Genomic DNA, 13,339 nt, shown 5'->3' on the forward strand with positions numbered 1-13,339 from the left:
GGGGCTTGCGAAAACAGCCACAATCAAGGCCAAAGGCAAAACACTATTGCTGTAACAGCAATATGAGCACCTATACTGGACGGATTTCCCGTTCAGGAGCCGCCCATGCACCTCAAGGCCCACCGCTTCTTCGCCATGGTCGCGGTGACCGGTAGTTTCTCTGCCACCGCCCGGCATTTTCAGGTGCCGGCCTCGTCGGTGTCGCGTTTTATCGCCGCGCTGGAGCGCGAGGTCGGGCAGCAGTTGCTGTACCGCAACACCCGCGCGGTGAAGCTGACCGAAGCCGGTGAGCGCTATTACCTGCAGATTCGCGAAGTGCTGGAGCTGCTGGATGCTGCCGACGAGTCGATCAGCGGCAAGCCCGGCGACATTCGCGGCCTGGTGCGGATCAACGCGCCGGTGGCTTTTGCCCATCTGCATCTCGTGCGCCTGCTCAATGGCTTGCATGAGCAATACCCGGAACTGACCGTGGAGCTGACCGCCACCGATGCCTACATCGACCCGGTGCAGGAGGGCGCCGACATCACCTTTCGCGTCGGCCATCTGCAGGATTCGGGGCTGATCGGCCGGCAGATCTGCACCCAGCGTTATGTCCTGTGTGCCAGCCCCAGCTACCTTGAAAAACATGGCCAGCCGGGCTGCGCGCAGGACCTGCGCCAGCATAGCTGCCTGGTCTACAAAGGCACCGGCGGTGCGCAGCGCTGGTACTTGCGCCGACCGGGCAGCGACAGCGTCGAGGTGGTCGAGGTGCACGGGCCGCTGCGCAGCAACAATGCCCAGGTGCTGGTGGAAGCGGCCCTGGCCGGGCGCGGCATCGTGTTTTTTCCGACCTGGCTGTTCAGCAAACACAGCTTTACCAGCAAGGCCCTGGTGCAACTGCTGCCCGACTGGCAAGGCGCCGTGGAGGCGACGCCGAGCCAGATCCACTTGTTGTCAGCGCAAAACCGCCTGCGCTCGCAGAAGGTGCGGCGGGTGTGGGACTACTTTCTCGACGCCATCGGCACGCCGCCGTACTGGGACGACCTCGGCGCCTGAGTCAGCCCTTGGCACGCCAGGTCACCGGCCAGTACTCCTCGTTGATGCTGTCGCAGCGCCACATGGTCCGCCGGTCCTTGAGCTGCATGGCCGCACCGTCGTATTGCCAGGTCGAGCTATCACCGCAGTCCTTGCCCATCTCGCGGAAAATCTTCAACTGGCCGCTGACCGGGTTGAAGTTGATCTGCCCATACAGGTCAGGGGAGAAGTGAGCCTCGGGCGCCGCCTTGAGTTCCAGCGGTGTCGCCTGGTACGGCGCCGTGCGCGAGACACGATAGAGGCTGTGGTTGCAGCCGTCCTCGGCGCAGCCGTAACGCAGGCGCACCAGGGCGTGGGCCGGGTCCAGGGGGTAGACCTCGGCCTGGGCCTGCCAGTTCTGATGGGGCGCGGCGCTCAGTTCGTCCTTGGTCAGGGCAATCAGGTAGTCGCCGATGGCCTGTTGCTCGGCGTCGCTCAAGGCCGGGGCCAGGGTAAAGCGCGGCAGTTTGGGAATCGCCGGGGCCGGCGGCACGCGGCTGTCCGCCTGGTAGCCCGGGCGCACGAAGGCGCTGGGGTGGCCGATGCGCCCTTGCACCGAGTCCATCAGCAACAGGGCGGCGCTCAAGCCCTGCAGCGATACCCGGCGCTCGCCAAAGTTGCTGTTGGAGCTCAGGGTGTCGCTGTTGCGCAGCTCGCGCAGTTTTTCGACGGCGGCGTCGCCCTCAAGGTAGTAGTACTCACGGTCGCTCGAGCCGTACTGCCAGGGCTCGGTGGGGCGGCCGTCGAGGTGAAACTCATAGCGCAGGCCGACGTCGTCGTAGCCGATCACACTGACCCGGGTGCTGCCTTTGGCGCCGGCTTCGCGAGCGATGTACAGGCCCATCCCGGGGTTGTCGGTGCTGCCCGACACCGCCGTGCAGCGACGGGTGTTGTCGCAGGCCAGCCGCCAGTCCTGGAATACCCGGGTCAGTGGCACCGGCTCCGGGGTGGCGGCCTGGGTCAGGGCGGGTAACAGGCCAAGGGCCAGCCAGGTCCATCTTGCTGAAAACATCGTGGTCGATCCTGCGGTGTCGATGAAGGGCGGCATGATCGCATCTTGGTGGTAGTCTGGCAGCTGTTCAGGATCAATCAGCCAAGGAAGCCTTGTGATCGCCGTCCGCCCCGTTTTACCCCATGAATGGCCCACTTACCGCGATCTGCGCCTGCAGGCATTGCAGGATTCGCCAGATGCCTTTGGCAGCACCTTCGCCGCCGAGTCGCAACGCAGCGATGAAAACTGGGCCACGCGGATAGCGGCGGCCCATGCCAGCGGCAACGACCGGGCGTTTTTCGCCGTTAACGGCGACGCCCTGTGCGGGATGGTCTGGTGCAAATTGTCCGCGGCCGAGCCGGGTGTGGCCGATATCTACCAGATGTGGGTCGACCCGGCCGCGCGTGGCCTGGGCGCCGGCAGTGCCTTGCTCAAGGCCGCACTGGACTGGGCTGCCAGCGTTGCCGTGCGCCGGGTGGGCCTGGGCGTGACCCTCGCCGACAGCCCGGCGATGCGCTTGTACCAGGCCCATGGCTTTCAGCCGGTCGGCGCCCCGCAGCCATTGCGCGAAGGGTCCAGCCTGATGTCGCAGGGGATGCAGCGACAGCTGGCCGTCTAGTCCTCGAAGCGCCCCGACGGGTCGCGATCTTTTTCGTAGTGGTGGCTGAGCGGGAAGGGTGGCAGCCAGGATTCGCGGCGGGTGGTCCAGCTTTCGTAGGTGGGCGTGAACAGGTTGGGGGCATCCAGCGCGCCGAGGTTGATCTCGACTTCATCGCCTGAGCGGGCGAACACCGACGAGCCGCAACGTGGGCAAAAATAGCGCCCGGCGTAGTCACGGGTTTCGCCTTCGATGCTGACTGCCTCTGCGGGGAAAATCGCCGAAGCGTGAAACAGCGCGCCGTGGTGCTTGCGACAGTCCAGGCAGTGACACAGGCCGACCCGGTAGGGGCGTCCCGAGGCTGCAAAACGCACGTTGGCGCACAGGCAACCGCCGGTGAGTGGGTCCATGGTGGGGCTCCTCATGTGTGTTAGCGGCCCTCGCGGGCTAGGGTTCGCAGATTTTGTACAACCCGAGACTTATGATCATTAACACGAACCCAATAAAGATCAGCCTGCCGGAAACAAGCACGCGACGCTTGAGCTGCCAGGGAAAGTTTTGCACTTGCGCTGCATCGAGCTGGCCTCGGCGAATATGTTTGTGGGGGGAGGCCAGCAAGCCACTTATCATTCCGACCAGTACCCAACGTGACAACAGGCTTGAAGTCCCCCAAACGCGAATCTGCTGCTCAAGCCAAGTGCTGCTTTGCAGCGCTGAAAGCGATCTTTCGAAATCTCGGCCATTTGCGATGCACGCATTCATCACGATCCCAGTCATCATGATGATCCATGGGCCTAGGATCAGTACCATCTGTACTTCCAGGGGCCAGGAACGAGGGTCAATAATCATGGGCCTGTCCAGTTGTAAAATAGTTCTCCAGCAAGATCGCCCGATGTGTTGCCAATCATGCTTCCCACATAAGTGCCCATGCCTACCAGGACTATGCCGCAAACGGCGCCGCCGTGCGGTCCGATGCCTACGCACACCGAAGCGGCGGCCCGGCCGCCTGCGTATGCTCCAGCCAGCCCGCCTCCAAGCCCGCCAGTGAAGCTGCCGGTCTCGGTAAAGCGGATTTTCCTGCATTCTTCTGTCGCTCCAGCGCGACATGCTGCCTGCACGTTTAACCAGGATGCCGTTCCACCCAGCCCGACTCCGACATAACCACCATATTTGAGATACTTCGCCGTCTTTGCCACCTGTTCCAGATGCGTAGCATAGCCAGGAATCTGTCCAGCTCCACCGGCGCGGCTCCAGTGGTGCACCAGGCTTCGGGTCGAAATTCCCAGGCTCTTGCGCAAGCGCTCGTGGTCTCCAAGATTGAGTTGCTTGTTGAGAAAAATGCTCTTCAACTGCGCATCAAGCTGCTGGAAGAGCGCGCGTCGGGCGTTGAAGAATGCCGGGCTGTTGAACCTGCCACTGCGACTGAATTCGCGCTGGTGCAACTGTTCGATACTGCGCAGTGTACCGTCGACCTGTCTTAACCCCTTCTCCAGCATATCTTTGCCGATGCCCATCGACAGACTTGCTGTGCCCAGCATGCCGGCGATTTCGGGCAGGTTGCGCATCATGAAGTCTGCTTCCTGGGAAGTGAGCGTTGCCAGGCTTTCGCGTACCTGAGTTGCTGAATTCATCAGTTGGGCTTCTTCGCGAGTACAGGCATTGTCGATGCTCGGGTCGCCAATGACGAAGATCTCACCTGCCTTGAAGCCGCTGGCAAAGGTCGGGTTGAGCCGCTGTAGCCGGGCGATCAATTGCGGTCCATGTGCCGTAGTCAGCGAAGCCACTATCTGACCGCCAGTCATGCTGCGCGGCACGATGTAGAAGCCGGGCTGCAGCAATTCTGAGGAAGACATTATCGAGTGAGCTGGGGAAGGTGTTGAGGGTGGCATCCTTGTCATGCGCAGGTTCCTTGGGCAATGAAGGCCGGAACCTAGCACCGCCGCTCGCGATCTAGCGCACCGCTGGACGGAATCGGAAAGATCCTACAGTGACAGCGGATTCGGATTGGCGGGCGTACGATGAGACCGGTACAGCCAGCACTTCAGGTGCTGGCCGAATTACGACCGCTTCGCGCTCGATCGCGGGTCAAGCCCGCTCCCACAGGATTGGTGCGAGCCCGCACCTGCAGCATCAGTAACCGGTCATCTCCAGATAGCCCTTGCCGCTCATGCTGCCATTAAAGCGCACCGGCCCTTCCCAGTACGGAAAGCGCGTCGACATCCACGCTTTGGGCTCCAGTGCATCGACCTGGACATCCACCCCGTGCGCCGGCACCTGCACACGCCAGCGGGTTGGCAGCTTGTGGCCGTTGTTCTGCTTGCTCCAGGCCAGTTCCTGCAGCTGGATCTGCGCACCCTGCAGAGCCTGGGCGTTGCCTTCGGCGCTGATCCAGGTGCCTGCGCGGTAGGGCGTGCCCTGGGCTTCGCGCACGCGAAACAGCATCAGTTTGGCGCCGCTGTCCAGGTGCAGGGAGAACCAGTCCCAGCCCGATTGCCCGGCCGCCAGGGGTTGGCTGCTCCATTCGCGGTCGAGCCAGGCGTTGCCGGTCACCGCCACGCGCTGGCCGTTGCGTTCGACCTCGCCGCTGACCTGGTAGAACGGCTGGCTGTAGTAGTACGAGGCCTGGCCCTTGCCGGATTTTTCGCTGTAGCCTCGAGCGCCGTGCAGCACCAGCGGGCCGTTGCTGACCAGCTTGAGGGTGTAGCTGAAACCCTTGCCATTGGCGCTCATTCGCAGGCGCCCGATGTCGTTGCTGCCTTGTAGCGACCAATCGTTGATCCAGGCGTGAAACGGCTGGGTGGTAACACCCGCCTGGCCGATGCCGCCGCGCGCCAGGGTTTCGGCGTATTGATGGCCGCCGGGGCCGGTGAGCGCGGCGTGGCCCATCCACAGGTTGGGGCTGTTCCAGTCGGTGGTTTCGGTGCCTGGGCGCAGGGCCGAGCGGAACAGCGTCCACTGCGCGCCCCAGTCGCGGCCCTGAGCGTCCTTGAGGTTGGCGGTGACGTACCACCATTCGATGCGAAAGCCTGTGTGCGACCCGTGGTCGAGGGGGAACAGCAGCGGATGATCGCGGGTTACCGGGGTGAAGGCCGCAGCGTCCTGGCCCAACCCGGCAAAGCCTTTGGCAGCAGGCGTGGGTTGGTCGCAGCCGCCCAGCAGCAACAGGCCGATCATCAGGCAAAGGTCAGGTTTCATCGGCAAACTGCCTCAACAGTTCGCTGGGTTGGCTCCGCGCCAGTTGCCACAAGGGCCAGGCGCTGGCCAGCAGGCTGGTCAACAGGCCCAGCAGCGCCAGCTGTAGCAGTTGCGCGGCAAACACATGCAGCGGCAGGCGCCAGCCGAAAGCCTGAACATTCACCACCGCCACCAGGCACCAGGCCAGCAACAGCCCGAGAGGGATCGCCAGCAGCACCGTCAGGCTGCTCAGCATCAGGGTTTGCCCCAGCGACAACCCTACCAGCTGCGTGCGCCGCACACCCAGGGCCCACAGCGGCGCCAACTGGCCCAGGCGGCTCTGGCTCAAGGTCAGCAAGCTGATGAACAGGGCGATGCCCGCCACCCCCAGGGTCAGGCTATTGAGGGCGGTGGTGGCGGCGAAAGTACGGCTGAAGATTTCAGTCGACCAGCGTTTCAAGCTGGCTTGCTCGACCACGCGGCTGTCGTCCAGGGCGAAGCGTTGTTGCAATTCGTCTTTGAACGTGGCGATGCGCTCGGGCGCAAGATTGAGGCTGATGGTGCTCAGCGTCGCCTGCGGCAGGTGCCCACGCAGCCAGTCGGCATTGACCAGCAGGTGGCCCTTGGGGTTGCCATAGTCGGCATAGATGCCCACCACAGCCATGGCTTGATTGGCTAATTGCAGGTTGTCGCCCAGCTGCACGCCCAGGCGCCGGGCCAGTTGCTCGCTGAGCATCAGCGCATTGCCGCTGGCCAGTTGCGCCCAGGCTTGCGGGCTTTGCTCCAGCAATGGCCAGCGCGCGGGGTAGGCGGGGTGATCGATGATGCCCTGGAGCTGCACCGGCCACTGCTGCACGCGTATTTCGGCACGCCAACTGGGCAGCAACGTGGTGATTGCCGGTTGCTCGGCGAGCCAGTCAGTGAGTTGCAGGGCCTGAGTCGTGTCCTGCGGTGTGAGGTACAAGTCGGCAGAGAGGCGCTGGTCGAGCCAGCCGCTGAAGGTCTTGCGAAAGCCCTCGGTCATGCTGCCGACGCCGACGCTGGCGGCCAATGCCAGCAGCAGCGCCATCAGCGCCAGGCTCAGTGCCGGAAGCTGCTGACGGCTGTCGGCGACAAACCACTCGGCCAGCGCCCCGCGACACCCGCGTGCCAGCCAGGCCAGCGCGCCGTCGAGCAGGGCGGGCAGCAACAAGGCCGCCGCCAGCAACAGCGCTGCCAGCAGGATCAAGGCACTGGCCAAGCTGTTGCCCCATTGCCAGCAAGCGAGCGCGACCACCAGCAACAGCCCGGCGACCGCTGCCTGACGGCGCAGCCACGGCCCCTGGGCCATGCGCCAGGCCTGCGGCTGGGCCAGGGCCAGCAGCGGCAAACGGGCGGCGCGCAACACGCTGCCGGCTCCGGCGAGCAAGGCACCGAGCACGCTCACGGCGATGCCCGCCAGCCACCACCCGGCTGGCAGGCTCAGTTGCCCGGCCACCTGGGCGCCGTACAGGCCGCGCAAACTGGCGGCGATATCGGGCAGCAACAGCGCGGCCAGCCCATAGCCGCTGGCGGCCCCGGCCAGGCCGCCGAGTACGGCGAAAACTCCCAGTTCCAGGCTCAGGCCGAGCAACAGGGTGTTGAGGCTGATGCCACAGGCACGCAGGTTGCGAATCAGCCCGCGGCGCTGCTCCAGGGCCAGGCCGATGGCGGCGTGGGCGATGAACAGGCCGACGACGAACGCCAGCAGGCCCAGCGCCGTGAGGTTGAGGTGAAAGCTGTCGGTCAGGCGCTGCAGGTCGCCGTCGTCGCTGGGCGCTTGCAGGGTCAGGCGCGCGGCGATGTCTGCGGGCAAGGGCCTGGCGTTATCATTCAAAAGCAGTCGCGACAGCTGCCCGGGGGCTTGCAGCAAGGTTTGCGCATGGCCGATATCCACCACGATCACCCCTGGTGCCAGCTGCGGCTGCACAACAAACGGCGGCAGTACCTGGCCGTCGCTGGTGGTTGCTTGCCCGCTGGCATTCAGAGGCAGTTGCCGCAGGGTATCGGGGCCGATCCAGGCTTGCCCGGGCTCGCCAATGAATGCCTGCACATCGAAGCCTTGCAACGGCGTGCCGGCGACGGTCATTGCCGTTGGCAGGCTCAGCGGCTCGATACCGATCAGCCGTACCGTCAGCGCTTGTTCCCCGGCAAAGCGCAAGCGACCTTCGAGCAGCGGCGACACCTGCCAGCCGAGCCTGCGCAGTTGCAGGTACAGTGCTTGCTCGAAACGCTCACCGTTGCCAGCTATCAACTGCGCCTGGGTGGGCCCGGTCAGCACTGCGCTGGCGCGGGCGTAGTCGGCCCGCGCCTGGCTGTTGAGCGCCTGCACCCCGGTCCATAGCGCAGTGGCCAGCCACAAACCGGTAAAGATGCTGAAGAACTGCAATCGATGGCGCCGCCAGTGGCTCAGCAGCGCCTGCAGGGCAATCAGCAGCGGGCCCATCAGTGCGCCTCGACCTGCACACGCCCGGCGTGCAGCACGCAGCGCTGCTCAAGGCGCGCTGCCAGGCGCGGGCTGTGGGTCACCATCAGCAGGCTGCTGGCAGCTTCGGCGACCAGTTGCAGCATCAACGCCAGCACTTCATCACTGCTGCGCTCGTCGAGGCTGCCGGTGGGTTCATCAGCCAGCACCAGCGCCGGGCGAGCGGCCAGCGCCCGACCGATGGCGACCCGCTGCTGCTGGCCGCCGGAGAGTTGCTCGGGGTAGCGCTGCAACAGGCTGGCCAGACCCAGGCGGGCAGCCAGGTAGTCCAGCCATTGGCGGTCAAACCGCGCCGCCAGCCTGGCCTGAAAGGCAAGATTGGCCGCCACATCGAGGCTGCTGATCAGGTTGTATTGCTGGAACACCAGGCCGATGCCTTGCCGACGCCAGCGCGCCAGGGCTGATTCCGAACGGGCGTCCAGCGCCTGGCCATCGATCAGGATGCGCCCACTATCGGCGCGATCGAGACCGGCGACCAGGTGCAGCAAGGTGCTTTTGCCGCTGCCGGACTCACCCATCAATGCCAGGCTGCTGCCCTGGCCCAGGCGCAAGTCGACGCCCTGCAATACCGGCAGCAGGCCTTGGGCAGTGCTGAACGACTTGTGCAACTGTTCGATGACCAGCATGGGGCGGGTTCTATCCTCAGCTGTTTTTAGCGCTCGCCAAAAAATACGCCACCAGTGCATTGGCATGGCCATGGCCCAAGCCATGCTCGGCCTTGAGCCAGCTGACGATCTCCATGTGCTTCTTGCCGCTGACCGTGCCGATCAGCTCCAGCCAGTGGTTGACGGGCTGGCCGTAAGTCTTCTCGATGGAGGGGAAGTACGACGCTGGCCCTTTTACTTTTGTCTCTTCGCTCATGGTATGTGGTTCCTGATTAGGTGGGTGGGATGCGCTTCAATTTTTAGGCTCGGCTATCAACAACAATGATTGCGGCAGCGGGCTTTGTGGATGCTGCGGCTCCTGCACGGCGACCAGCTTGAAACCCGCCATGTCCAGTGCAGTGAACCAGCTGGACAAAGTGCGCAGGTACCAGGGCATGGGCTGCCACTGGCCGGCAAAGCTGGCAAAGGTTTCTTGCCGCCAACCGTCCTGATAGTTGCCGGCCGCGGCCGCCCACGGGTGCAGGGTCTGGATCACCAGGGCGCCGCCAGCGGCGAGCAGGGCGTTCATGGCGCCGAGCAGGGGGATGATGTCCTGGTGCAACAGGGCGAAGTTGGCGCAGACCAGCGAGTAGTCGCGGCCGATATCAACCTGTGCGTCTGCCAGCGCTTCATAGCTGGCCAGATACACCTGGGCCGTCCCCGCTGCCCGCGCCGCCTCGACCAGGGTCGGATCGCCGTCCACCCCTACCGCGTCGATGCCGCGCTTGGCCAGTGCGCGCAACAGCCAGCCTTCGCCACAGCCCAGGTCGAGCACGCGTTCGGGCTGGCGGCCGAGCACCGCCAGCAGAATCGCCTGGTCGGTGACTTGCTGGCGGCTTTCGATGGCGCCGCTGCGAACGGCTTCAATCCACGCTTGGGCGTTGTCTTGCCAGCTTTGCAACAGCTCGTTTTCGGGGGCAGGCATTGCGCTCTCCATTCAACATTACCAGCGCTGGCAAGGCCAGCATGCACAGCTGCAGTCTAGGCAAATGAGCCGGTGCGCACCTCCCCGTCAAGCACATAACGGGTAATCAGCACTCCACCTGGCGTGCTGCTCGAATCGGCCAAAGTAAAGGACGCTGCTTGCGCCTGGTCATCGAACAGGCGCTTGCCACGGCCGAGGATGATCGGGTGAATCAACAGCCGCAGTTCATCCACCAGGCCCGCCGTCAGCAATTGACGCACCAGCTCGCCGCTGCCCTGGGTCAACAAGGTGGCGCCGTCCTGCTGTTTGAGGGTACGAATAGCCCCGGCTAGCTCACCCACCAGGGCATGGCTGTTGTGCCAGTCGAGGGTCTCGGGGTGGTGGGTGGCGACATGCTTGGGCACACGGTTGAACAGGTCGGCGATGAACTGATCCGCAGAGTCGGTCTGGTGCGGCCAATAGCCGGCAAAAATGTCGTAGGTGCGCCGCCCCAACAGCAGTTCGAACGGCTGCGAGAACAGCGTCTGCATGGCCTCGCCGAAGGCCTGGTCGGCAAACGGCACGACCCAGCCGCCGTAGCCAAAACCGCCGCTGGTGTCTTCTTGCGGCCCGCCCGGGGCCTGGATTACGCCGTCGAGGCTGGTGAAGGCGGCAACGATGAGTTTGCGCATGAGTGGCTCCTGATGGGGCTGCAGGCGGAACTGCCTGACACTAGTCGAACCGGCGCCGGCGAAATCGACAGCGCTTCGATCATCTGTGTACTATCGCCCCCAGGCTAATGCTGCCCGCCGCTCGCGCCCACACGGCCTCGGCTTCAGGAGAAAAACGATGATTTCAACCGAGCAAGCCAAGCAGACGGCAATCCGCTTCGACAAGCCCATTCCCATCCTGCGCAGCTTTGACGAAGCCAAGGCCCGCGAGTTCTACCTGGATTTCCTCGGTTTCAGCGTTGAGTTCGAGCACCGTTTCGGAGCTGACCTGCCGCTGTACCTGGGCATCAGCCGTGACGGCCTGCAACTGCACCTGTCCGAACATCATGGCGATGCCAGCCCGGGGGCGACGATCTTCGTGCCCACGCACAACATCGAGCAACTGCGCGACGAACTGCAGGCCAAGCGTTATGGCTATGGACGCCCGGATATCGTCGAGCAGGGCTGGGGTAAAGTGCTGGAAGTCTACGACCCGTTTGGCAACCGGATACGCTTCTGCCAGAGCTGATAGAACGGCATTGAGCCGCGATCAACTGCGGATAAAGGCCAGCAGGTCGGCATTGATGATGTCGGCATGGGTGGTAGGCATGCCGTGAGGGAACCCCTTGTAGGTTTTCAGCGTGCCGTTGCCGAGCAGTTTCGCCGACAGCGGCCCGGAGTTGTCGTAGGGCACGATCTGGTCATCATCGCCGTGCATCACCAGCACCGGTACCGTGACCTTCTTCAGGTCCTCGGTGAAATCGGTCTGCGAGAAGGCGACGATACCGTCGTAGTGGGCCTTGGCGCTGCCCATCATGCCCTGGCGCCACCAGTTGAGGATCACCCCTTGCGACGGCTTAGCGCCCGGACGGTTGTAGCCGTAAAACGGCCCGGAAGGGATGTCGTGGTAGAACTGGGCGCGGTTGGCCGCCAGTTGCGCCTGCAGGTCGTCGAATACTGATTTTGGCAGGCCGCCGGGGTTGCTGGCGGTCTGTACCATCAGCGGCGGAACCGCGGCGAGAAGGGCGGCCTTGGCCACCCGCTCCTGGCCATGGCGGGCGATGTAATGGATGACTTCGCCACCGCCGGTCGAATGCCCGACATGCACGGCCTTTTGAACACCCAGGTGCTTGACCAGCGCCGCCACGTCATCGGCGTAATGGTCCATGTCGTGGCCATCCCAGACCTGGCTGGAGCGCCCATGGCCACGGCGGTCGTGGGCGACGACCCGATAACCCTGGGCCAGAAAGAACAACATCTGCGTATCCCAGTCGTCGCTGCAGAGCGGCCAGCCGTGGTGAAAGAAAATCACCTCGGCGTCACGCGGGCCCCAGTCTTTGTAGAAGATCTCAACGCCATCGTTAGTGGTCACGAATGCCATGTTCGCTGCTCCTCTGAGGTGTGGGCGAACCATGAGCATAGGAGATCAGGCTGGAACGTGATTGAAGCCTTCGACAAACGCCGCAATTTGCCGGCTACCGCACAAATGCACCACCGGTACCTGCGGCCCGATGGCTTCACGTACCCTTTCAATCCCCGGGCGATAACCGCGATCGAAGGTCCAGACGAATTTCAGGAAGGTCAGAAACGCCCGGTCCAGCTTTTCGCTGCAGCCGTCGGCGAGGTCAGGGCGCGGGCGGTTCAGCACGCTGCGCTTGATCACCCGCATCAAGCAGGTCAGGCGCGGCGTATCCAGCCAGATCACCAGGTCAGCCTGCGGCAGGCGCAGGTCGAAGGTGCGCCGCGCATAGTTGCCTTCACACACCCAGGCGTCCTGCGACACTGCCTCGCGCACGCGCGAGCGGAACTGCTCGGCATCCGGCTCGACCCAGCCGGGCTCCCAGAACAACCTGTCCAGGTGTACCACCGCCAGGCCCAGTTGCTTGCCCAGGGCGCGGGCGAGGGTGGACTTGCCGCTGCCGGCGTTGCCCAGAATTACGATCCGTTGCATGAGGGACTGCCTTGTCGGAAAAAAAGCCGGCGATTGTGCAGGTTTTGTCGGGGCAGTGAAAGTGTATCGGTAGGGATTTTGCAGCTATCCGGGCACTCACTAGCCGGGCGCAGAGGGAATCAGATCGTCTTCAATCCACTGGGCAAGCCGGTGCCGGTTGATAGCGCGCGCCATGTGCGCCAGATAGGCCAACTCTGCAGTGCCGAGGGTCAATCCGTGGGACAGGAGTAGCGCCAGACCCTCAAGCGCATCGTGCTCTTGCTCCATGCAAATGACCGTTTGCCGGGCCGGGGTGAGGCCGTTGTTGGCGACCGATGAAAGGCTTGCACCACACTCGATCAAGCGCTTGGCGCGGTCCGCCCGACCGAACTTGAGCAGCGTCGAGAGTACGGTGAAGCCATCGTCGCTCGCTGCATCGACACTGTTGTTGCTGCTGTACCAGGCCAGCACCCATTCGAACACAGGGTCATCATTGTCCAATGACACCCGGTGCAGCAGGTTATTGCCGCCAAGGCTGTTTTTTTGTAGAAAATCAACGCCATTGGCCGCAAGAAATTCCAGCGCCTGAATGTTTTCAGCCACATAGAACAGAACAGGAGTGCCGTTATAGGATTCGCGGTTCTTGATCGGTGCAAGCAGGCGCTGCATTGCCCTGTTGTCGCCATTGGCCAAGGCGTCAGCGGCTTCAAACAAATCGATTATCAACGCTTCATTAGTCATCGCGGGCTCTGGGTCGAAAAATTGCGGACAAGACCGGCCCCTGGCGATTGCCCTGGTGTGCAGAACACCCGCTGGCGCTGGCCTGATCATG

At 63.7% G+C, this 13,339-nt stretch carries 15 protein-coding genes and 1 pseudogene; 3 read left to right on the forward strand and 13 right to left on the reverse strand.

Going from position 1 to position 13,339, the window contains the following annotated elements:
• The first annotated feature begins 105 nt into the window (after window positions 1–105).
• Window positions 106–1,035, forward strand: coding sequence for a LysR family transcriptional regulator (locus ACZ9A3_RS07815; RefSeq protein WP_045201313.1), 930 nt, complete (start codon window positions 106–108; stop codon window positions 1,033–1,035).
• Window position 1,036: 1 nt separating this feature from the next.
• Here the strand turns inward: ACZ9A3_RS07815 and ACZ9A3_RS07820 are convergent, their stop codons facing one another.
• Window positions 1,037–2,065, reverse strand: coding sequence for a DUF1176 domain-containing protein (locus ACZ9A3_RS07820; RefSeq protein ID WP_258597442.1), 1,029 nt, complete (start codon window positions 2,063–2,065; stop codon window positions 1,037–1,039).
• 94 nt (window positions 2,066–2,159) lie between these two features.
• On the opposite strand from ACZ9A3_RS07820, the gene ACZ9A3_RS07825 reads away from it, so the two are divergent.
• Window positions 2,160–2,663, forward strand: coding sequence for a GNAT family N-acetyltransferase (locus tag ACZ9A3_RS07825; protein WP_258597444.1), 504 nt, complete (start codon window positions 2,160–2,162; stop codon window positions 2,661–2,663).
• On the opposite strand, the gene ACZ9A3_RS07830 is transcribed toward ACZ9A3_RS07825, so the two are convergent.
• The 9 genes from ACZ9A3_RS07830 to ACZ9A3_RS07870 form a co-directional block, all read right to left on the reverse strand.
• On the reverse strand, window positions 2,660–3,052 hold the full coding sequence (locus ACZ9A3_RS07830) for a GFA family protein (RefSeq protein ID WP_093384178.1): 393 nt from the start codon (window positions 3,050–3,052) through the stop codon (window positions 2,660–2,662). The two genes, ACZ9A3_RS07825 and ACZ9A3_RS07830, sit on opposite strands and share 4 nt — an antisense overlap.
• Before the next feature lie 37 nt (window positions 3,053–3,089).
• On the reverse strand, window positions 3,090–3,491 hold the full coding sequence (locus ACZ9A3_RS07835; protein ID WP_258597446.1) for a hypothetical protein: 402 nt from the start codon (window positions 3,489–3,491) through the stop codon (window positions 3,090–3,092).
• Window positions 3,488–4,495, reverse strand: a complete 1,008-nt coding sequence (locus ACZ9A3_RS07840) for a hypothetical protein (RefSeq protein ID WP_476252334.1) — start codon at window positions 4,493–4,495, stop codon at window positions 3,488–3,490. The genes ACZ9A3_RS07835 and ACZ9A3_RS07840 overlap by 4 nt, the downstream gene beginning before the upstream one ends.
• A gap of 277 nt (window positions 4,496–4,772) precedes the next feature.
• Window positions 4,773–5,837: a lipocalin-like domain-containing protein gene (locus tag ACZ9A3_RS07845; RefSeq protein ID WP_476252335.1), complete on the reverse strand. Its 1,065-nt coding sequence runs from the start codon at window positions 5,835–5,837 to the stop codon at window positions 4,773–4,775.
• Window positions 5,827–8,280 carry an ABC transporter permease gene (locus ACZ9A3_RS07850; RefSeq protein WP_476252336.1) on the reverse strand — a complete coding sequence of 818 codons (2,454 nt, stop codon included), beginning with the start codon at window positions 8,278–8,280 and terminating at the stop codon, window positions 5,827–5,829. Before ACZ9A3_RS07850 ends, ACZ9A3_RS07845 begins: the two co-directional genes overlap by 11 nt.
• Window positions 8,280–8,945 (reverse strand): ABC transporter ATP-binding protein, encoded by a 666-nt coding sequence (locus ACZ9A3_RS07855; protein ID WP_093384163.1) that lies wholly within the window; start codon window positions 8,943–8,945, stop codon window positions 8,280–8,282. Before ACZ9A3_RS07855 ends, ACZ9A3_RS07850 begins: the two co-directional genes overlap by 1 nt.
• Window positions 8,946–8,961: 16 nt before the next feature.
• On the reverse strand, window positions 8,962–9,180 hold the full coding sequence (locus tag ACZ9A3_RS07860) for a DUF4287 domain-containing protein (RefSeq protein WP_093384159.1): 219 nt from the start codon (window positions 9,178–9,180) through the stop codon (window positions 8,962–8,964).
• Window positions 9,181–9,216: 36 nt separating this feature from the next.
• Window positions 9,217–9,888: a class I SAM-dependent methyltransferase gene (locus ACZ9A3_RS07865; protein WP_476252337.1), complete on the reverse strand. Its 672-nt coding sequence runs from the start codon at window positions 9,886–9,888 to the stop codon at window positions 9,217–9,219.
• A 56-nt stretch (window positions 9,889–9,944) separates the two neighbouring features.
• The gene (locus tag ACZ9A3_RS07870) at window positions 9,945–10,559 is read right to left on the reverse strand and encodes a dihydrofolate reductase family protein (RefSeq protein ID WP_093384152.1); all 615 of its coding nucleotides are present in this window, start codon (window positions 10,557–10,559) and stop codon (window positions 9,945–9,947) included.
• 187 nt (window positions 10,560–10,746) lie between these two features.
• Here ACZ9A3_RS07870 and ACZ9A3_RS07875 point away from each other — a divergent pair.
• A pseudogene (locus ACZ9A3_RS07875) lies at window positions 10,747–11,106 on the forward strand (glyoxalase superfamily protein); the annotation flags it as partial.
• Window positions 11,107–11,127: 21 nt separating this feature from the next.
• Here ACZ9A3_RS07875 and ACZ9A3_RS07880 read toward each other — a convergent pair.
• From ACZ9A3_RS07880 to ACZ9A3_RS07890, 3 genes are all read right to left on the reverse strand, one after another.
• Complete coding sequence (locus ACZ9A3_RS07880; RefSeq protein WP_123567646.1) at window positions 11,128–11,958, reverse strand: alpha/beta fold hydrolase; 831 nt, start codon at window positions 11,956–11,958, stop codon at window positions 11,128–11,130.
• Between the two features lie 45 nt (window positions 11,959–12,003).
• Window positions 12,004–12,528, reverse strand: a complete 525-nt coding sequence (locus ACZ9A3_RS07885) for a P-loop NTPase family protein (RefSeq protein ID WP_093384146.1) — start codon at window positions 12,526–12,528, stop codon at window positions 12,004–12,006.
• A gap of 99 nt (window positions 12,529–12,627) precedes the next feature.
• Window positions 12,628–13,248, reverse strand: a complete 621-nt coding sequence (locus ACZ9A3_RS07890; RefSeq protein ID WP_476252338.1) for a hypothetical protein — start codon at window positions 13,246–13,248, stop codon at window positions 12,628–12,630.
• Window positions 13,249–13,339 lie beyond the last annotated feature (91 nt).

It is taken from the genome of Pseudomonas sp. TE4620 (genome assembly GCF_056279045.1).